This window comes from Paenibacillus sp. J22FR21, from assembly GCF_056269135.1.
The window spans coordinates 416,482-435,919 of sequence record NZ_JBWDNJ010000005.1 but is presented as its reverse complement, the minus strand read 5'-3'; the positions used below and the strand labels follow the sequence as shown (position 1 = coordinate 435,919).

The window sequence follows — 19,438 nt, the reverse complement described above, 5'->3', positions numbered from 1 at the left end:
ATAAGATAATGGGGGATGAACATGAACAGCAATTGGTTCCGTAAATTACTATTATCTTATCTTCCCGTGTTTTTTGTCGTGGTAACCATACTATTCGTGGTTTTCTTCCAAACGCTGAATGAACAGAACCGCAAAGAAGCGATTAAGGCCAATGAATTTCTTGCCCAGCAGGTTGTACGGTTCACAGACAATTCGCTCAAAACGCTGGATTACCGCATCCTGCGGGACACGCTTTCGACTGCGGAGCTAAGGAAGTTCTTTAATGCGAAGAGCGAAGATGTGTACATCACGATGCAAGCGAATACGCTCATGGATGACTGGAAGCTTAATTATCCGATCATAGATTCCGCGTATCTCATCCGGTTAAAGGATGATTTCGTCGTTGGCGACGGATCCGGCATCACCGCAGACTTCGTGGACAAGCCATTTATACAACCTTACATAGAGCAGAGACTGCCGCCGGGGAAATGGACAGGAAAAAGAAGCTATAAACCCTATACGGCTGAGAAACTGAAGGATGTCATTACGCTTGTGCAGGATTATCCGCATTTTACGACGGAGAAGAAGGGTTATATCGTCGTGAATGTCAGCTTGTCCAAATTGAAAGCCTCCATTACGCCGATGTACAATCAGAATCTCACTTTTGTTCACATCAGCGACAAGCTTGGCAGCAGCTTAGTGGATAACAGCGCGGCAAGCCAAGGAAGCAGAAGTGTGCTTTCCCATTACGTTTCTCCTTATACGGGATGGGAAGTGGAGAGCGGGCCGGTTGATTCGGTTTTGTCGCGGCTTGCCCTCAATTTCTATAGCATTTGGGTCATCATTGCCATCGTTGCGGTTCTCCTGGGCGTTATCTGGGTCGTCCACGTGACGAGGCGCAATTATAAACCGATCAGTCAGTTAGTTTCCCTGATTCGCACAAGTGCGTTAATTAAACCGGAGGATGGCAAAACCGGAGACAATGAATTCGGGTTTATCCGCGGTGCGCTGGAGCATCTGATGGAGGAAACGACGAAGACAAGGGAGCAGAACAAAGAAACAGTTATTCTGAAGAAGAAGCATCGCTTTCATGAGGCCATGGAAGGACGGGTGCCTATTCGCGAGACAGAATGGCAGGCGGATTTGCTTACTTATCATATTAATCCGGCGGGTTTACAGGCTTTCGTGCTTGTTCTGGAAATTGACCGTTATCAGCAGTTTATCGAGAACTATCATCATCAGGATCAATCCATTCTCAAATTCGTCGTATCCAGCGTTACGCAGGAAATGTCTGCGCTTAGCGGGGCAAGCGTTTGGGCGGAGTGGATTGTAGATAGTAAGCTGGCCGCTGTCGTATGGGTACCGGATGAAGCGGATGCAGCTCTACTAAGCGTACACATCGGCGGACAAATCGTGGAATGGGTTCACAGCAATTTGAGCTTCACGGTTACGATCGGCTCAGGAGCTGTGGCGCACAGTCTCGAAGGAATTCGGAGCTCCTACGAGCTCGCAGGCAATTTACTGCAATATAAAGCCGTGCTCGGGACGGGGAGATTGCTTCAGCCATCAGAGCTAGATGCGTCTAAGTTCCGTGTGCATGATTATTTTGGCACCATTCACTCCCTATCTCAGGCGATCAGGCTTGCTGAAAGTGGTTGGAAGAAACATCTGGACGAGCTGTTCGAACAAATCCAAGATTCCATCTCATCGCGGAAGGAAATCGAGAGCTTCCTGCAGTTCCTGCACCAGCAGCTTAGCCGCGTGTTTGTGGAGCTGTCCAAGGATTATCGGAATGTGTGGAAGGATGCAGGCGCTGAGCTGGTTGAGCTTGGGAGAAGTTGGGAAACGGCAGCGGAATTGAAGCAGGGCTGCACAGAAATCTTCGAAACGGCTACAGATCGCTTACAGGCGCTTAAGGATTCCCAACGGACGCGGGCTGTAATCAGCGATATTCGGGCCTATATTGAAGAGCATTATGCCAATCCGGAGCTCTCGCTTGACCATCTTAGCGACAAATTCAACATTCATGCGAAGAACATCAGCAAGCTGTTCAAAGAAGAGTCCGGCGGGAACTTTGTGGATTTCTTAATCGGACTGCGAATGGATAAAGCCAAACAGCTGCTGCTCACTACCGATACATCTTTACAGGAAATAAGCGTGCAGGTCGGCTATTTTAATTACAACTCCTTCAATCGTGCCTTCAAGAACGTTGCGGGACTTTCACCAAGTGATTACCGCAAGCAGCAGAAGTGATGGGCATTCTATAACCTTGGGTCATGCCAGCAACAGTGGCGGATACCAAGGTTTTTTTGCGCTTAAGAGCCTGGTATAAGGCCGTGTCTACACGAAATTCGGCGCTTTACGGGGGCGAAAAAGTCCATCTGTAGAAAAATGAGGAGTACCCTTATTTCCTCGTGCTACTAACCGTCAACAGTGCACTGTGCGAAAAAGGTGGTATCGCGGAATCTTACGAATTGCTGGTGTTGTCCTCGGCGGGCTAGAATCGAGCTATCGAATACGACACTGAATAAAGGGGTAATGCGGATGGCGCAGACATGGGGCAAAATGAAGCGGAGTTGGGAGCTATACCTGCTTGTCCTTCTACCGGTACTCTATCTTATCATCTTCAAATATATACCGATGTTTGGAGTAATTATCGCGTTTAAAGATTTTAATGTCATTAAAGGAATCTTGGGCAGCCCATGGGTAGGGTTTAAACACTTTGATAATTTGTTTAGCTCGCCGAACTTCCCAATCCTTATTAAAAATACGCTGATCATCAGCTTCTACTCGCTCTTGGCAGGATTCCCGATACCGATTCTGCTGGCGCTGGCGTTAAACGAAATACGGACAGGCTTCTTTAAACGGTCGGTTCAAATGATCACTTACGCGCCTCACTTTATTTCGACGGTTATCATGGTATCGATTATTATATTGATGCTTTCACCGCATGTCGGGGTAATTGACAGGGTCATGTCCTTCTTAGGATGGGAGTCCGTTAACTTCATGGGTGAGCCGAAGCTATTTAAATCCATTTATGTCTGGTCCGGCGTGTGGCAGGAAATGGGCTATGCATCCATCATCTATATCGCGGCATTGGCCAGCGTCGATCCTTCGCTCTATGAAGCTGCACGGATGGATGGCGCATCGCGGTATAAGAAAATCATTCATATCGATTTGCCTTCCCTGCTCCCGATTACCATTACGCTGCTTATTCTAAGTCTGGGCAATGTCATGGCAGTCGGCTTTGAGAAAATCTTCTTGATGCAAAATTCGTTGAACTTGAGTACGTCCGAGGTTATCTCGACTTATGTGTACAAGGTTGGTTTGCTTGGAGCGAACTTCAGCTTCTCTTCTGCGGTTGGACTGTTCAACTCCGTCATTAACTTGATCCTGCTTGTCGGTGTAAACGCAGTTGCACGCAGAGTTTCACAAAACAGCTTATGGTAGAAAGGCGGCCGTCTATGACAATCAAACAAAAAATCAGGGAACCTTTCGGCGACCGTGTCTTGCTGATAAGTCTTTATCTCTTGCTTGCAGCAATTACGCTGACAGTACTTTATCCGTTGCTTTATATTTTCAGCTCATCGCTCAGCTCGCCGGATGCCGTTGTTTCGGGCAAAGTGTGGCTTTATCCGGTCGACTTCTCCTTTAGAGCTTATAAGTCGATCTTCCAGAGCTCGCAGCTCATGACAGGTTATTATAACAGCTTTATTTATACGATTTTCGGAACACTGATTAACGTCGCTTTTACGGTCCTCATGGCTTTCCCGCTGTCGCAGCGTACGATGCCGGGCCGCAAATACATCATGATTCTCATGATGGTGACATTATTCTTTAGCGGCGGACTCATACCAACGTACTTGTTGGTAAAAAATTTACACATGCTGGATACACGCTGGGCGCTGTGGCTCCCCGGAGCGTTCTCCATTTTTCAAGTCATTATCGCCCGAACCTTCTTCCAATCCTCGATTCCGCAGGAGCTCCAAGAAGCTTCGCAAATGGATGGTTGCCGAGATATACGGTATCTGCTCAGCATCGTATTGCCATTGTCCAAACCGGTCTTGGCCGTAATGACGCTGATGTACGCCGTAGGCCACTGGAATGCTTACTTTGATGCCCTGATCTACTTGAGATCGGAACATCTTTTCCCGCTGCAATATGTCCTTCGCAACATGCTGATTCTTAATGCAGCTGACCCGGCGATGCTGGCGAATACCGCACAGAGTCTTCGTGATAAAGGCTTCGAGCAGGTGCTGAAATATGCGCTGATCGTCGTAGCCTGCGTACCTGTTCTCATCATGTATCCTTTCGTACAAAAGCATTTCGTCAAAGGTGTTATGGTTGGTTCCTTAAAGGGCTAACTTCAACAATAGTGTGAACTAATTGTGGAGGTGGGGCAACGACATCATCGATCAGTCAGAAGCGCGTCGGCAATCAGGCAATCAGGGGGAACTGCTCGGGAAGTTCGAGCAGCTGCAACGAAACTATTCATTCTAGGAGGAGTTCGTTTTGAAAAAGTCCATCTGGGTATCACTCATGATCGTATTGATCAGCAGTATCGTTCTTTCCGCATGTGGCAGCAACAACAAAGAGAATGCCGGTGCAGGCAATGAAACAACTGGAAACAATGCAGCTACTGAAGAGGCTTCTGGTCCTATCGATATCGGATTTTTTGCACCACAAGGCAAAGCGCCGCTTGAGGACAATGATTACACGAAACTCGTGGAAGAGAAATTCAACGTTAAAATCAAGTGGGATGTCGCTCCTACTGACGCACTCGTAGACCGTAGACAGCTGCTGCTTGCAAGCGGCGACTATCCGGAAGTGTTCCTGGAAGCGAAATTTACGACCGGTGACTTGATGACTTACGGCAAGCAAGGCGTGCTTATTCCGCTTAACGATCTCATTGACAAATATGCGCCGAACTTGAAAGCGATGTTTGAGAAGAAGCCTTATCTGAAAGAAGCGATGACAGCGCCAGACGGCAATATTTACGGCATTGCACGTACGAATGAATGTTACCACTGTACACATGCACAGAAGTTCTGGATGAACAAAGAATGGCTCGACAAGGTAGGACTTGCTGTTCCTACAACGACTGACGAGCTGTATACGGTTCTGAAAGCTTTCAAAACGCAAGATCCGAACGGCAATGGCAAGGCAGATGAAATTCCATTGACAGGTGCTCCGAACAAATCGGTTTGGAACGGTAATATCGACTCCTATCTAATGAATTCATTTATTTATAACGATAATGATAAGTATTTAACGGTAACAGATGGTAAAGTAGACTTTGCAGCGAACAAGCCGGAGTGGAAAGAAGGCTTGGCCTATATGCACAAGCTGTACTCCGAAGGTTTGATCGACAAAGCATCCTTTACACAGAACGACCAAGCGGTTGGTCAACTCGGCCAACGTGAGGGCGATGAAATCGTAGGTTCCATTACGACTGCTCTTGTCAGCTACCTGGTTAAAGCTTACGAAGATAAAGATGAGCGTCAGAAGCACTGGGTTATCGTACCGCCGGTAAAAGGCCCAGGCGGCGTTCAACTTGCAGGCACATCCCAAGGGATCAGCGAGTTCCCGATGGCCATTACGAACAAAGCGTCTGAAGCGCAGCAAATCGCCGCAATCAAAATCATGGACTATGCGTATAGCGAAGAAGGCTCGTTGTTCAGCGAATATGGCGTCAAAGAAGGCATTGGCTGGAAGAAAGCAGAAGCAGGCGAGCTTAACATTTCCGGACAACCTGCGAAGTACAGCTTCTCCGGACTGCAGCCGCTAGACGAAAATGTTGTGCGCAATGATAGCTGGTCGCTTCTTGGACCTAAAGACTTGTCCAAGGAATTCCGCGATTTGTTCGCGACAGCTCAAGATCCGCTGACAGCTGCGGGTTACGAGAAACGCCTTGCAGATGCAACAGCAGCATATGATGCCTATGCACCGAAGGAAACTTACCCATCCGGCGCTTATGTGAAAGCAGAAGATACGGATACAATCGCTCAATTGGCGACTTCCATCAAGGATTATGTCAATTCGAACATGGCTCAGTTCATCATCGGCGACAAGGACATTGAAAAAGATTGGGATGGTTACGTGAAAGGGTTCGATGGTTTGAACCTGCCGCAATACATCCAAATTTATCAATCCGCAATTGAGAAGAAATAAATCAAACAACAAGGAAGTATTCCTTCGGGCATACTTCCTTGTGTTTTCTTGTTAGGAATGAAGGAGGAAGGTATTATGCGTTACAAAGACGCTTCGCTTACAATCTCTGAACGGGTAAGTGATTTGCTGGCACACATGACAGTCGAAGAGAAGATCGGTCAGATGACCCAGCCATTCGGGTGGAAAATGTATCATAAGAGGGCTGATGGTACGATCGAGCTGGACGCTGACTTTCAAGAGCAGATGAAGAAAGGCGGCATCGGTTCACTCTATGGCACGCTTCGTGCCGATCCGTGGACAGAAGTGACGCTGGAGAACGGGCTATCGCCAGAGGAAGGCGCACGCGCGGTGAATGAAATTCAGCGTTTCGCCATGGAACAGTCCAGACTCGGTATTCCGATTCTGTTTGGTGAAGAGTGCTCGCATGGTCATATGGCGATTGGCGCTACCGTATTTCCGGTTCCGCTTCTGATCGGAAGCGCATGGAATGTGGATCTATACCGCGAGATGTGCCGTGCTGTTGCGCTCGAAACCCGCAGCCAAGGCGGGGCCGCTACTTATTCGCCGGTGCTTGACGTCGTACGGGATCCGCGCTGGGGCAGAACCGAGGAGTGCTTCGGGGAAGACCCGTTCATGATCGGGGAGCTGGCGGTTGCTGCCGTACAGGGATTGCAAGGGGAACGGCTTGATGGAGAAGGAAGCGTGATTGCTACGCTGAAGCATTTTGTCGGCTATGGCGCCTCAGAGGGAGGACGCAATGCCGGTCCTGCCCATATGGGCAAACGGGAGCTGCATGAAGTCGACCTGCTTCCGTTTCGTAAAGGCGTCGAGGCGGGTGCAAAGTCGATCATGCCGGCCTATAACGAGATCGACGGCGTTCCTTGCACGTCGAATGCCGAGCTGCTGGAGCAAGTGCTTCGCGAAGATTGGGGTTTTGACGGGTTCGTCATTACCGATTGCGGAGCGATTAACATGCTGGCTTGGGGACATGATGTCGCCAAGGATGGCGAAGAAGCCTCGGCGATCTCGCTCAAGGCAGGCATCGATATGGAGATGTCGGGGGCGATGTTCGCCGGACATCTACATGATGCGCTGCGTAACGGCTTGATTGAGGAAGCGGATCTCGATGTGGCCGTCGAGCGGATTCTTAGAGCCAAGTTCGAGCTCGGATTGTTCGATCGTGCGTATGTTGATCCGACTGCGGCCGGGAAGATTATCGGCTGCCGGGAGCATGCTGAGCTGGCGCGCGAGGTCGCTCGTCAAGGCATTATCATGCTGAAGAACGAAAGCGCGGCACTGCCTCTGTCCAAAGCGGCCGGCAGTTGCCGAATCGCCGTGATCGGTCCCAATGCCGATAACATCTACAACCAGCTTGGCGATTACACGTCGCCGCAGCCGCGCGAGCAAATCGTTACGCTGCTTGACGGCATTAAGGCAGCGCTTGGCAAGCAAGCGCAGGACCGTGTGCTCTACGCCCCGGGCTGCAGAATTCAAGGCGATTCCAAGGAAGGTTTCGCTTCCGCTTTGGCTTGCGCGGAGCAGGCCGATGTGGTCATACTGGCGCTTGGCGGTTCGAGCGCGCGAGACTTTGGCGAAGGCACGATCGATTTGCGCACAGGCGCATCCGTCGTATCGGAGCTTGCTTGGAGCGATATGGAATGCGGTGAAGGGATCGACCGCACCGGACTTCATTTGATGGGCGTACAGCTTATGCTGGCGCAGGAAATTCATAAATTAGGCAAGAAGCTCATCGTAGTCTATATTAACGGGCGCCCGATCGTAGAGCCATGGATCGACGAGCATGCCGATGCCATTCTTGAGGCCTGGTATCCGGGGCAAGAAGGCGGTGCCGCGCTTGCCGATATTCTGTTCGGCGACGTCAATCCGTCAGGCAGACTGACGATATCGGTTCCGAAGCATGTCGGCCAGCTTCCGGTCTACTATAACGGCAAACGCTCCCGAGGCAAGCGGTATTTGGAAATGGATGCCAAGCCGCGTTATCCGTTTGGCTTCGGACTGAGCTATACTAGGTTCGAATACAGCGAGCTTGCTGTATTCCCGGAAGTGATCGCACCGGATGGGAAGGCCGTCGTTTCCGTAAAGGTATCCAATACCGGTAAGGTTGCAGGTACAGAGGTCGTTCAATTCTATATCTCCGATAAAGTGAGCTCCATTACCCGTCCGGGGAAAGAACTGAAAGGCTTCGAGCGTGTGGCGCTTGAGCCGGGAGAAACCAAGACCGTCAGCTTCATCGTAAGTAAGGAGCATCTGCAAATGCTGGATGTCAACCTGAAGCCGTTTGTAGAAGCAGGGGAATTCCTGATGATGATCGGAAGACACGCAGAAGACGTAATCAGCACATCTTTGCATGTGCGAAGTGAGGTGTAGGGAATGTATCGCATTCATCGTTTTATTCGTAACCTGTCGGAGCGTCAATGGGCAGAGGCGACGACTTTGCTGGATTGGGAGATCAGAAAGGTTCGCTACGGCTTGCCGGGCGAATATGAGACGCTTCCCGGCGGGGAGCCAAGTATCCTGAAGGACACACGTCTGGACGGGAAGCATGGCATTACTTATTTTCTGAAGAAGCAGATCTCGATTCCTGATCATTGGGAGAATGGAACGGCCGGTTTGACGATGAGCGGTGGCGGCGAGGGACTGCTGCGCGTGAACGGTGCGTCTTATCAGGGTCTGGATCGCAATCATGATTTCGTTCCACTCTACCTCAAAGGTGCGGGCCGTGAGCCGCTCCTTGAGATTGAATTGTTTGATCCCATTCCGGAGCCGGTTGATCCACTGAACAACCAAGCTCCTGTGGTATCGCCGGTAACGAATTATGAGGTGAAGCTGGTTCGCGTGAATAAGGCGGCGCAGAGCTTGCTCTACAGTGTTCAAGCCGTCTACGAGACGATGCGCATGCTGCCGGAGCAGGACTACAGCCGCCAGCAGATGCTTGACGCGCTGTATGGGACCATGAAAGAAGCGGAGCAATTGCCGGAGGATAGCTGGCATAGCCCGGAGCTGCTTGCTGCCATTGAGAAGGGACTTCGCGACCTTATCGGTGAGCAATTCCCGGCGAACGCGTCGCAGGGCAAGATGCATCTGGTCGGACAATCCCATATCGATATCGCGTGGCTGTGGCCTGTTCGGGAGACGGTGCGCAAAGCGAGCCGTACGTTCTCGACAATGACGTCGCTGATGGAGGAATACCCGGAGTTCATCTACTCCCAGAGCCAGCCGCTCCTGTATGCGTTTGTGAAGGAGCATGATCCGGCCCTCTATGCCAAAATCAAACAAGCCATAGCAGACGACCGCTGGGAGCTCGTCGGGGGTATGTGGGTCGAACCGGATCTTAACATCCCAAGCGGGGAGTCGCTCGTTCGCCAAATGCTGTATGGTCAGCTCTTCTACCGCGATGAGTTTAACAAGAGCTCGGCGATTGAATGGCTGCCGGACACGTTCGGTTATTGCGCGTCGCTGCCTCAGCTGCTGAAGCTGGCAGGCGTCGATTATTTCATGACGACGAAGCTGAATTGGAACGATACGAATAAGTTCCCGCATGAGCTGTTCCAATGGGTCGGCATCGACGGGACTGCCATTGTCTCTTACTTGAACCATGGCATTAATGAGCACACGAGACCCAAAGACGTTGAGGAACACTGGAGAGAGTATCGTCAGAAGGACAAGCTGAACGAGCTGATGCTGCTGTACGGACATGGTGACGGAGGCGGCGGGGTAACGCGCGAAATGATTGAGTTCGCGAAGCGCGGCTCGTTGATGCCGGGTCTTCCGACAAGCAGCTTCAGCACGGCGGCTGCCTTCTTCGAATCCGTGGAGGAAGTCTCGCACACCTTGCCGGAGTGGCATGGGGACTTGTATCTGGAGCTGCATCGCGGCACCTTGACGACGCATGGCCGCAATAAGAGAAGCAACCGTAAAGCGGAAGTGCTGTACCGCGAAGCGGAGATTTGGAGCTCGCTGGCTCGTGCATATACGGGAGTCGGCGGTGATACGGAGGCGCTTGCCGAGGGCTGGAAACTGATGATGCTTAACCAGTTCCATGACATTATTCCGGGTACCGCGATTACGGAAACGTATGTCACGTCAGCTGCGGAATACGAGCGAATCTTTGAGCTGGGCAACCAAGGGCTCTCGCAAGCGATGCTTACCGTCGCCGGAGAGATTGGCGCTGTCGGCGAAGGCACGCCATACGCCGTGTTTAATAGTCTCGGTTGGGAGCGCGATGAAACGGTCGTTCTCGAAGTCGGCGCGCATCAAGTAGGCGTTTGTGCATTTGATGGCGAAGGCAATCGCCTGCCGTGCGATCGGATTGAGCTGGATTGCGGCAAATTTGCGTTGTCGATTGCCGTCTCCGCTATCCCGGCTTTCGGCTACACAACGATCTGGCTGCGGGAGCCCAAAGGGGATGAGGCGAAGCAGCGTCGGGTGAGCCGAGCCGCAGCTGCCGAAGGCGGTTCCCTGGACGAGTGGGAAACCGTTCACTATAAGCTGGCATTTAATGAGCGCGGGGAAATCGTCCGCTGGCTCGACAAAGCGGCGAATCGTGAGCTATTGCCAAAAGGTGCGAAAGCGAATGAGCTGCAGTTCTTCCACGACAGACCGTTATACTGGGACGCGTGGGACATCGATCCAAAGTTTGAGCAATACAGAGCGGGCGAAGCGGAGCTGATTTCGAAGCGGCTTGTGCTCTCCGGCGAAGCGCTTGACGTCATTCGTTTCGAGTGGCGATTGGGCGAATCGGTGATTGAGCAGGATCTCATGCTGTACCATCATCAGAAGCGTGTTGATTTCAAGACGCGCGTGCGGTGGAATGAGAGCCATAAATTGCTGAAGGTTGCATTCCCGGTGGATGTCTTGAGCACGAAGGCAACTTATGAAATTCCGTTTGGCGCTATGGAGCGTCCGACACACCGCAATACGAGCTGGGAGCAGGCGCAATTCGAAGTCTGCGGCCATCGCTGGGCGGATTTATCGGAAGGCGGCTACGGCGTCAGCCTGCTGAACGATTGCAAATACGGCTACGACGTGAAAGACGGTGTGCTGCGTCTATCCTTGCTGCGCGCTCCGAAATGGCCGGATAATACGGCTGATCTGGGCGAGCATGAGTTCACGTATTCCTTGTTCCCGCACGAGCAGGACTGGCGTCAGGCTGAGGTTGTGCGCAGGGCAGCGGAATTGAACCATCCGGCGATTGCCCTCCGTCTTCCGGAGAGCAGCGCATCGGCAAATGCCTTGCCGGCATCCCACTCGATGCTGAAGCTGGACAGCCGCACGGTCTTGCTGGATACCGTCAAACCGGCAGAACGCGGCGAAGGAACCATTCTCCGCTTCTATGAATCGACGGGAAGCCGTGATCAAGTGAAAGTGCAGCTGCCGGCAGGTACGAAGCGGGCGAGCATCGTGAATCTGCTTGAGGATGAGCTGGAACCATGCAGCATCGGTGCAGACGGCGTACTGACATTGTCGTTTAAGCCATACGAGATCCAAACGATTCGATTCGAATAGGGCAAAGAAGAGCTGTCCCCAAAGTGCGACTTGTCACTTAGGGGACAGCTCTTTGTGTTTGAAGCCTCCAGAGGTCGAACCTATTCCGCTAATCGAGCTCATTTACAGAAGAAGTGTTGCACGAAAGGCAACATTTCAACTCAAGAGGTCGTACCTAACCGAATGTTGCTCACAAAAGGCAACATTTCAACTCAACAGGTCGAACCCGACCGATTCGAGTACTGCCAACAAGGCAATGAAGCTTTTCTTCCCGTGTGAGCGTACGCACTCCTACTAGCGACGACTGGGCTACCTTCTGCGAATTTCGAAGAACTCGCATGCGTTGCGGTCGTGGTAAGCGACGTCGCTGACGCTGGATTGACTGACGACGATCGTGTCATCGAAGCGGATAATGATGCCGCCGGAGTCGACGATATGGTCGTCCTTATAGACGCGAAGCTTGAACTGGCGCTCCATCGCCTCAGTGAAATCGGCATCCGTCTGGAGACGGCGGTACAAGGCCATGAAAGTCCCTCCTTCCTTCCTTAGCTTTCCGTGCTAGTGAGCATGCGCTCGAACTGATATTCCATGTCTCCGGCCATTGCGGCAGGGGTATCGCCCGTAACGCGGAAATCGTGGCTGTAGAGCAGCTCGAAATCGCCAAAATCAACCTGCTTATAAAACTCGAAGCAAGGGAAACCGTCATGTCTGCCCTTCACTTCGACGTGACCGGATTCTTCATGAACGGTCACTTGGAGCTCATAATCTACAGCCGGAGCAGCTGGACGCAGCGGATTGGCGGCAGTCGCGCTCATGATGAAGGAAACCGAGGAAGCGTCCCATGTTTCATTCGAAACGATTACGCCATCGGCAGATGCCTTGCCTTGCTTAAACTCCGATATCCCGCCCGGCTTAGTCACTCGCAGCGTAGTCGAGCCCGTATTCGCGAACGTGAACAGCTTGCGCTTCACGAAATCAACGACCACCTCTTGCTCCACGCGAGATCGCCCTGTATTCACAGCATGAGGCGTGAATTCCCGCGCATCGCCAGCATATTCATGGATCAGCCCGGTTTCGGGGTCGGTCATGGCAGGGAGCCACTGCAAGCCGCCGATAAATACACTTCCTCTTATTTTCACAATTGCAGCAGTCATTGTCGATTTCTCCTCACAGTCGGCATTTACTCCGCTTATTTTAGCATAGATATGACCAAGACCTTGCAGCTTGTCCGAAAAATTCACATAACTTCCAGCATTACAGGATACAGTAACTTCTGTATGGTTCCAATTCCAACATGCAGCAGGCAACATGCGAGAAGAAAGTGGTGAGCATCGAACATCATGTACAAACCAAACCGTCTTCGCCCACAAGCTTGGCTTTCTCTGTTGGCGTCGCTTGTCCTTATGTTATCCGTTGCAGGAACAGCGATGGCATCGGAAACGATTGGTGCGCCGGGAGGGCCCTATCATTTTGGATTTAAGAAGAGCGTCGGCGGCACGCTGCCCTCGATCAGAGAAGAAGGCTTTCAGCAGATTCTGGAGCAGCATGGAGCGATCTTCCTTGGCGATACGAAACAAAGAGAGCTGTATCTGACCTTCGATAACGGCTACGAGAATGGCTTCACAAGCCGCATTCTGGATGTGTTGAAGGAGAAGGGCGTACCGGCCATCTTTTTCGTAACCGGTCATTACGTCAAGGACAAGCCCGAACTGGTAAAACGGATGGCCGCAGAGGGCCATCTGATTGGCAACCACTCCTGGAGCCACCCGGATATGAGTGTCATTCCAAGCACGCAGATTCAAACGGAGCTCGCGAAAGTGAAGACGGCCGTAACGGAGCTGACCGGACAGCAGGAGATGCAGTTCCTTCGTCCGCCTCGGGGGATTTTCAATAGTCGGGTACTTGCCGTCAGCAAGGAGCAAGGGTATACGAGTGTGTTCTGGTCGGTCGCCTACAGGGATTGGGAGCCTAATGCTCAGCGCGGCTGGCGTTACGCCTACGACAATGTAATGAAGCAGCTTCACCCGGGAGCGGTCATCCTGCTGCACAGCGTGTCCAAAGACAATACTGAGGCGCTCCCTCAAATCATCGATGCGGCAAGGCAGCAAGGCTACACCTTTAAACCGCTTAATGAGCTGGAAACCAAGACTTATTAACTGTATACAAGAGGCGAATATGAAGAGAGGTGCTGATCCGGCATCTCTCTTTTATTTGTCGACAAGCAGAGGAAATTGGCGAATTATGTCGAATAATGGATAACGATACCTATGACATTCACAGCGGGAAGGTGAGCATTAATGATAAAAGATTTGGTTGTTAACGCAGCATTCATGACCATGATCACTTTCTTCTCCAGCAGGCTGTTTGCAACTAACAGAAAATATAGCAAGTGGAAAGAAATCCTTAAATTAGGCCTCGTGCAAGGGGTTCTTGGCTGTATTCTGGTCTACTACGGCGTCCGGCTAAGCGATAGCATTGTCATCGATTTACGTTATGTTCCGGTGTTGATGGCGACATATTTCGGAGGGTTCTGGGCTGCGGCGATAGCGGGAGCATTAGTCATGTTATATCGGATGACGGTATCACCGTTCGGGATCGGCACCATTACGGCAATCGTGACGATGCTGGTTTATGTAGGCGGGGCCGGATTCATCATGCTGCGCGTCAAAGGCCACTTCCGTCAGTGGGTGTATGTCACGCTGTTCAGCGGAATTGCTTTCCTGATCATCGGAACGCAGATGATTCATATTCCGGTTAAGATCCTGTTGATTCTCAGCACGACGAATACACTGGGCTGTTACGCGATGATTTATTTCCGATCCTACATCATCCGTGCGAGTGAGCTCGAGCAGAAGAATCTCCGCGCAAGCGAAGAGCTGCATCGGCTGCTGCACCTCCAATCCGGGATGACGGCGAAGATCATTCGGGACAGTCACGGCGATTACCGCTATTCCTTAATTGAAGGACAGCTGCTGCTCAAACAAGGCTGGAATAGCAGCGAGATAACGGGCAAACGGCCAAATGATTTGGAAGGGTTGACCCAAGAGCATGTTGAACTGGTCTCAGCCATTTACGATCGTGCGTTTAGAGGCGAGGAAGTCAGATATGAGTCCGGCTTTAACGAGTTTCGGACGTTTAACATCGTGCAGCCGATCTTTAAGGAGGGACAAGTCACGGAGATCATTCTCTCCAGCACTGATATTACGAATTGGAAGCAAGCGGAAGATGATCTGCTCGAGAGCGAGGAACGATACCGGACCATCGTAGAGAATTCGAACGATATCTTCATTGCGTTCAATAGCGATGGGACGATTCTGTCGGTTAACGCGAAGCTGGCACAGATGCTGGATCTGAATATGGAAGGAATCGAGGGCAAACGGCTGACGGATTTGGTGCGCATCGGCAAAGAGGAAGAGTGGGAGCGGTATTTCCGTGAAGGCGTAGAAACGAAAGAGATGCACCGCTTCGAGCTGGATCTTTACTTCGAGGGCCAATCCCCCAGAAGCTTCTCCGTCACGATTCTGCCTATGACTGTGAAAGGGAAGCTGCGGATCAAGGTCACCTTCCATGACTTGACCGACTGGAAGCTCAAACGCGAAGCCGATGGGGCGAACAAAGCGAAGAGCCAGTTCCTGGCGCAGATGAGCCATGAGATACGAACGCCGATCAATGCGATTCTGGGACTTAATTATTTACTGCAGAAGACGGAGCTCTCGGACAGACAGAAGGACTATGTCAACAAATCGATTCTATCGACGAGAAGCTTGCTCAATATCATTGACGACATTCTGGATTTCTCGAAAATCGAAGCGAACAAAATTATGCTTGAGCAGATTGCTTTTGACCTGTACGAGGTCATTCATGATCTCTCCAATATTGTGGCGGTTAAAGCGTACGAGAAGGAGCTCAAGCTGCATTTCGCGATTGATCACCGTGTACCGCAAATGCTGAGCGGCGATCCGCTGCGCCTCAAGCAGGTCCTGCTTAACCTCGTTAACAATGCGGTGAAATTCACGCATCAAGGGGAAATTGCGATTGCCATCGATTATGTGAAGAGCGATGAGCACGATGTCACGCTTCATTTTGCAGTGAGAGATACCGGCATCGGCATCAGCGCCGAGGAGCAGAAGAAGCTGTTCCATAACTTCACGCAGGCAGACATGTCGACGACGCGGCGATACGGCGGGACAGGATTAGGGCTCGTTATCAGTCAGAAATTCGTGGAGTTAATGAACGGTAAGCTTGAGGTGGAAAGCACGCCCGGCGTAGGCAGCTGCTTCTCCTTCATGGCGGAATTCAGAAGCACGGATGCACCGGTCATGCGGCAGGGACTGGAGCTGGACATGAAGTTTCTGCGCGTGCTGCTCATTTGCGATAATCCGGAGATGCAGCAGGTGCTGCGCAATCAGCTGGAGCAGTTTAAGTTTATTGTCAGCTTGGCGGCATCGGAGCAAGAAGCGATCTATAACATCTCGATGCATAACCGGTATGACTTAATTATGGTGGATTGGAAGCTGCAGGCCGGAGATGCGGTGCAGCTTGCGGAGCGGATCAAACGAGATCTGCCGGACAAATCGCAGTCTATTGTGCTTACGAGCGCCTATCACGAAATGGAGCTGCAAAGAGGCGTACCTTCTCCGGCAATCGAGAAGGTGTTCTTCTATCCGATTAGCCAGTCGCATCTGTTCGATGAAGTCATTTCGCTGATGAAGCCGCAAGCCGGCGTTAAGCCCCTCGAGACGGATAATGCGGAGAATGCTGAGAAATACGCGCTGCTTCGCGGTGCTTCCGTGCTGCTTGTGGAGGATAATGCGATTAATCAGCTTGTAGCGATGGAGCTGCTCAAGGGAATGGGCATGCTCATCGATGTTGTAGATAACGGTGAGGAAGCGGTGAACAGCGTACACGGCAAGCGATACGACGTTATTCTGATGGATTTGCAGATGCCGATTATGGATGGGTACGAGGCAACCAAACTGATCCGCCAGATCGAGCATGCGAAGCAAACGCCAATTATTGCGATGACCGCGGATGCGATGAAAGGTGTGCAGGAAGAAGTACTCGAAGCGGGTATGGACTATTATTTGACCAAACCGTTTGATCCGGCTCTGATTTACACGGTGCTGCTGCAATCTTTGCAGAGAATAGCCTAGCAGGGTGCGGAAACCGGGAATAATTCACCACTACAGATTGGTTGCGGATGATATAATTTGTTGTATAGCTGGTCATTACACGGAGCGAGGTGAGTAAGGAATGAATGTAGCAAAGAATGCTTCCCGCTTAGCGCAGCCCTACTCGGAGCAGCAGCTTGGCTTGACGGAGCTTACGCCTTCCTACCGGGTTGACCTTCGTTCGCACAAAGACAAGGCATACGAGAAGTTTATTCGAGTGAATACGGTGCAGGATTGGTCGCAGCTGACCTGGGAGCGGGTAGGCAAGCCTTACGAGGTGCGGACAATGTCGGAAACCCGTAAGCAGTGGGAGCAGGAGCATGAGAAGGCGATGGATGCGAAGACATCGTGGACCTATTTTAACAAAGCCTTTCATGAGTGGTTCGACAAGGACATCCCGAAGGAAATCAGCAGCGAGCAGTCTGCGTTCATGAAGAGTCTCGCAACGTTCAAGCCCTCCGAAATTCGTGCTGCGCTTGGCGATGTGGCCCGCATTCATTTTTGGAATTATGTGCACCGTGTGCAAGACGGTGTATGGGACCCACGCGGTAAACGATCCTTGTTTGAAGGTCTGAATGTGGTGCGTCCGCGCATTCTGTTTCTTGGTGCTGCGGAAGGCTATGAGGCGATGCAGCTTGCGGCGCTGTATCCGGGTGCCGAGGTTGTGCTGGTCGACTATGACGCGTATTGCAAAACCGTACGTCACGGAGAGTTTCCCGATTCGTATCCGTTTCTGGGCTCAAGCTCATCTACAGGCGGGCCGAAGGTGTATTATAAGCCCGACTTCAATATCGAATACGTGGTCGATGATGTTCGTCATCTATCGTTTGGCAAGACGTTTGATATTGTGCTCTCGGTCGGCTTGCTGGAGCATTTCCCGGACACCTACAAACCGGAGGTTGTCGATTGGCATCGCAGATTCCTCAAGGACGGCGGCTATGCGATCTTCACGACACCACGCAATCAGTGGAAGAGCAGGCTGTTCTACGTCATTATGGCCGATATCATGAATCACACGTATCGCGAGCTGATGACGGTGGAGCAGATGGGCTTATATATTTACAAAAATGGCTTCGACATCATTCGCCATGGCTATATCAAGGCGCACAATGCGGTCATTGCCCAGGTACGCTAATCGGAGGCATAGGCTTCTTTGTTACGAATTTGTGTAAGCACTTACATTCGGAGGGCCGGCTTCGTCCGGCTCACCGGGAGAGCAGGGATATCATGGCTTCCTTCGAGGAATTGTTGAAACGGCAGCACGTCTGGTTTCAGACGGGCGAAAGCCGAGGTTATGCGTTTCGAATAGAGCAGCTGCGGAAATTGAAAGAAGCCGTGGTGGAGCGTGAGGCCGCGATTATCGCGGCGCTCCACACGGATCTAAATAAGAGCGAGCATGAAGCGTACACACTGGAGATCGGCCCCTTCTACACCGAGATCAACTTCGCGATTAAACATCTGAAGAAATGGATGAAGCCGAAGCGGGTCAAGACGCCGTCTACGCATCTTGGCAGCCGAGGTTACGTGATGCCGGAGCCGCTTGGTTCATCACTCATCATAGCCCCCTGGAATTATCCCTTCAATCTCACGTTAGTTCCGCTAATCGGCGCAATCGCCGCTGGTAATACAGCTGTGTTGAAACCATCCGAATTATCACTGGCAACGACGGACGTCATCGCTTCTATAATTGCAGGCAGCTTCCGGCCCGAGTATATTGCCGTCATCCAAGGCGGGGTAGAGACGAGTCAGGCATTGCTGGAGCTGCCTTTCGATCATATCTTCTTCACCGGCGGGGTAGAGGTTGGCAAGTCCGTGATGGCTGCGGCAGCGAAGCATCTGACTGCCGTCACGTTAGAGCTCGGAGGCAAGTCGCCGTGCATCGTCCATCATGATGCGTCAATTGCGCTTGCGGCCAGACGGATTGCCTTCGGCAAATTTCTCAATAGCGGGCAAACCTGCCTCGCGCCTGATTATCTGCTTGTGCATCACAGCGTCAAAGATGAGCTGCTTGCCGCCATCCACCAATCGGTGACGGCATTCTATGGCGAGACGCCTTTGGAGCACCCGGACTATGGCGCGATCGTCTCTCGCCGCCACTATGATCGTCTTCGCGGGTTTCTGAAAGATGGCACGGCTGCCATCGGTGGAGGAGCGGACGACGAGAAGCTGCGCATCGCACCGACTGTGCTTGAAGACGTGTCGTGGGACTCCCCTATTATGCAGGAAGAGATCTTCGGTCCGATCCTGCCGGTGTTCACTTATGAGGACCCGCGCGAGGTGGTAGCGATTGTGAATGCGCGGCCCAAGCCGCTGGCCTTGTATATTTTCAGCAAGGATCAAGCGGTGCAGCAGCTGTTTACGGAAACTGTCTCCTTCGGGGGCGGCTGTATTAACGATACGCTGCTGCATATCGGAACTCCGTATTTGCCGTTTGGCGGGGTAGGTCACAGTGGAACGGGCAGCTATCACGGCGAACAAAGCTTCCTCACGTTCTCCCATAAGAAGAGTGTGCTGAAGCAGACCACGTTGTTTGATTTTCCATTCCGTTACCCGTCTGCCAAGAATGGACTCAAGTTTATTCGCATGCTAATGAAGCCGTAGCCGAAAGAGGA

Annotated in this window: 12 protein-coding genes; 10 read left to right on the top strand and 2 right to left on the bottom strand. The window is 51.7% G+C overall.

The window, feature by feature from the left end; all coding sequences use genetic code 11:
* Nucleotides 1–21: 21 nt before the first annotated feature.
* The 6 genes from AC0YNS_RS20380 to AC0YNS_RS20355 all read left to right on the top strand — a co-directional run bounded on the left by AC0YNS_RS20380 (nt 22) and on the right by AC0YNS_RS20355 (nt 11,676).
* The gene (locus AC0YNS_RS20380; RefSeq protein WP_475782806.1) at nt 22–2,232 is read left to right on the top strand and encodes a helix-turn-helix domain-containing protein; all 2,211 of its coding nucleotides are present in this window, start codon (nt 22–24) and stop codon (nt 2,230–2,232) included.
* Nucleotides 2,233–2,523: 291 nt separating this feature from the next.
* Nucleotides 2,524–3,429 carry an ABC transporter permease gene (locus AC0YNS_RS20375; protein WP_475782805.1) on the top strand — a complete coding sequence of 302 codons (906 nt, stop codon included), beginning with the start codon at nt 2,524–2,526 and terminating at the stop codon, nt 3,427–3,429.
* Nucleotides 3,430–3,443: 14 nt separating this feature from the next.
* The gene (locus tag AC0YNS_RS20370; protein WP_475782804.1) at nt 3,444–4,343 is read left to right on the top strand and encodes a carbohydrate ABC transporter permease; all 900 of its coding nucleotides are present in this window, start codon (nt 3,444–3,446) and stop codon (nt 4,341–4,343) included.
* Between the two features lie 148 nt (nt 4,344–4,491).
* Nucleotides 4,492–6,150: a type 2 periplasmic-binding domain-containing protein gene (locus AC0YNS_RS20365; RefSeq protein WP_475782803.1), complete on the top strand. Its 1,659-nt coding sequence runs from the start codon at nt 4,492–4,494 to the stop codon at nt 6,148–6,150.
* A gap of 75 nt (nt 6,151–6,225) precedes the next feature.
* A complete protein-coding gene (locus AC0YNS_RS20360; RefSeq protein ID WP_475782802.1) occupies nt 6,226–8,538 on the top strand; it encodes a glycoside hydrolase family 3 N-terminal domain-containing protein in 2,313 nt (770 codons plus the stop codon).
* A gap of 3 nt (nt 8,539–8,541) precedes the next feature.
* Nucleotides 8,542–11,676 (top strand): alpha-mannosidase, encoded by a 3,135-nt coding sequence (locus tag AC0YNS_RS20355; protein ID WP_475782801.1) that lies wholly within the window; start codon nt 8,542–8,544, stop codon nt 11,674–11,676.
* 288 nt (nt 11,677–11,964) lie between these two features.
* Here the strand turns inward: AC0YNS_RS20355 and AC0YNS_RS20350 are convergent, their stop codons facing one another.
* Both AC0YNS_RS20350 and AC0YNS_RS20345 read right to left on the bottom strand, forming a co-directional pair.
* Nucleotides 11,965–12,180 carry a hypothetical protein gene (locus tag AC0YNS_RS20350; protein ID WP_475782800.1) on the bottom strand — a complete coding sequence of 72 codons (216 nt, stop codon included), beginning with the start codon at nt 12,178–12,180 and terminating at the stop codon, nt 11,965–11,967.
* Between the two features lie 20 nt (nt 12,181–12,200).
* A complete protein-coding gene (locus tag AC0YNS_RS20345) occupies nt 12,201–12,809 on the bottom strand; it encodes a DUF3238 domain-containing protein (protein ID WP_475782799.1) in 609 nt (202 codons plus the stop codon).
* 186 nt (nt 12,810–12,995) lie between these two features.
* Here AC0YNS_RS20345 and pdaA point away from each other — a divergent pair, with 186 nt between their 5' ends.
* The 4 genes from pdaA to AC0YNS_RS20325 all read left to right on the top strand — a co-directional run bounded on the left by pdaA (nt 12,996) and on the right by AC0YNS_RS20325 (nt 19,427).
* Entirely contained in the window at nt 12,996–13,811 is an 816-nt protein-coding gene (gene pdaA, locus AC0YNS_RS20340; RefSeq protein WP_475782798.1) for a delta-lactam-biosynthetic de-N-acetylase, read from the top strand.
* 141 nt (nt 13,812–13,952) lie between these two features.
* Nucleotides 13,953–16,808 (top strand): response regulator, encoded by a 2,856-nt coding sequence (locus AC0YNS_RS20335; protein WP_475782797.1) that lies wholly within the window; start codon nt 13,953–13,955, stop codon nt 16,806–16,808.
* 100 nt (nt 16,809–16,908) lie between these two features.
* Nucleotides 16,909–17,961 carry a class I SAM-dependent methyltransferase gene (locus tag AC0YNS_RS20330; RefSeq protein WP_475782796.1) on the top strand — a complete coding sequence of 351 codons (1,053 nt, stop codon included), beginning with the start codon at nt 16,909–16,911 and terminating at the stop codon, nt 17,959–17,961.
* A gap of 92 nt (nt 17,962–18,053) precedes the next feature.
* Nucleotides 18,054–19,427, top strand: coding sequence for an aldehyde dehydrogenase (locus AC0YNS_RS20325; RefSeq protein WP_475782795.1), 1,374 nt, complete (start codon nt 18,054–18,056; stop codon nt 19,425–19,427).
* Nucleotides 19,428–19,438: the final 11 nt, after the last annotated feature.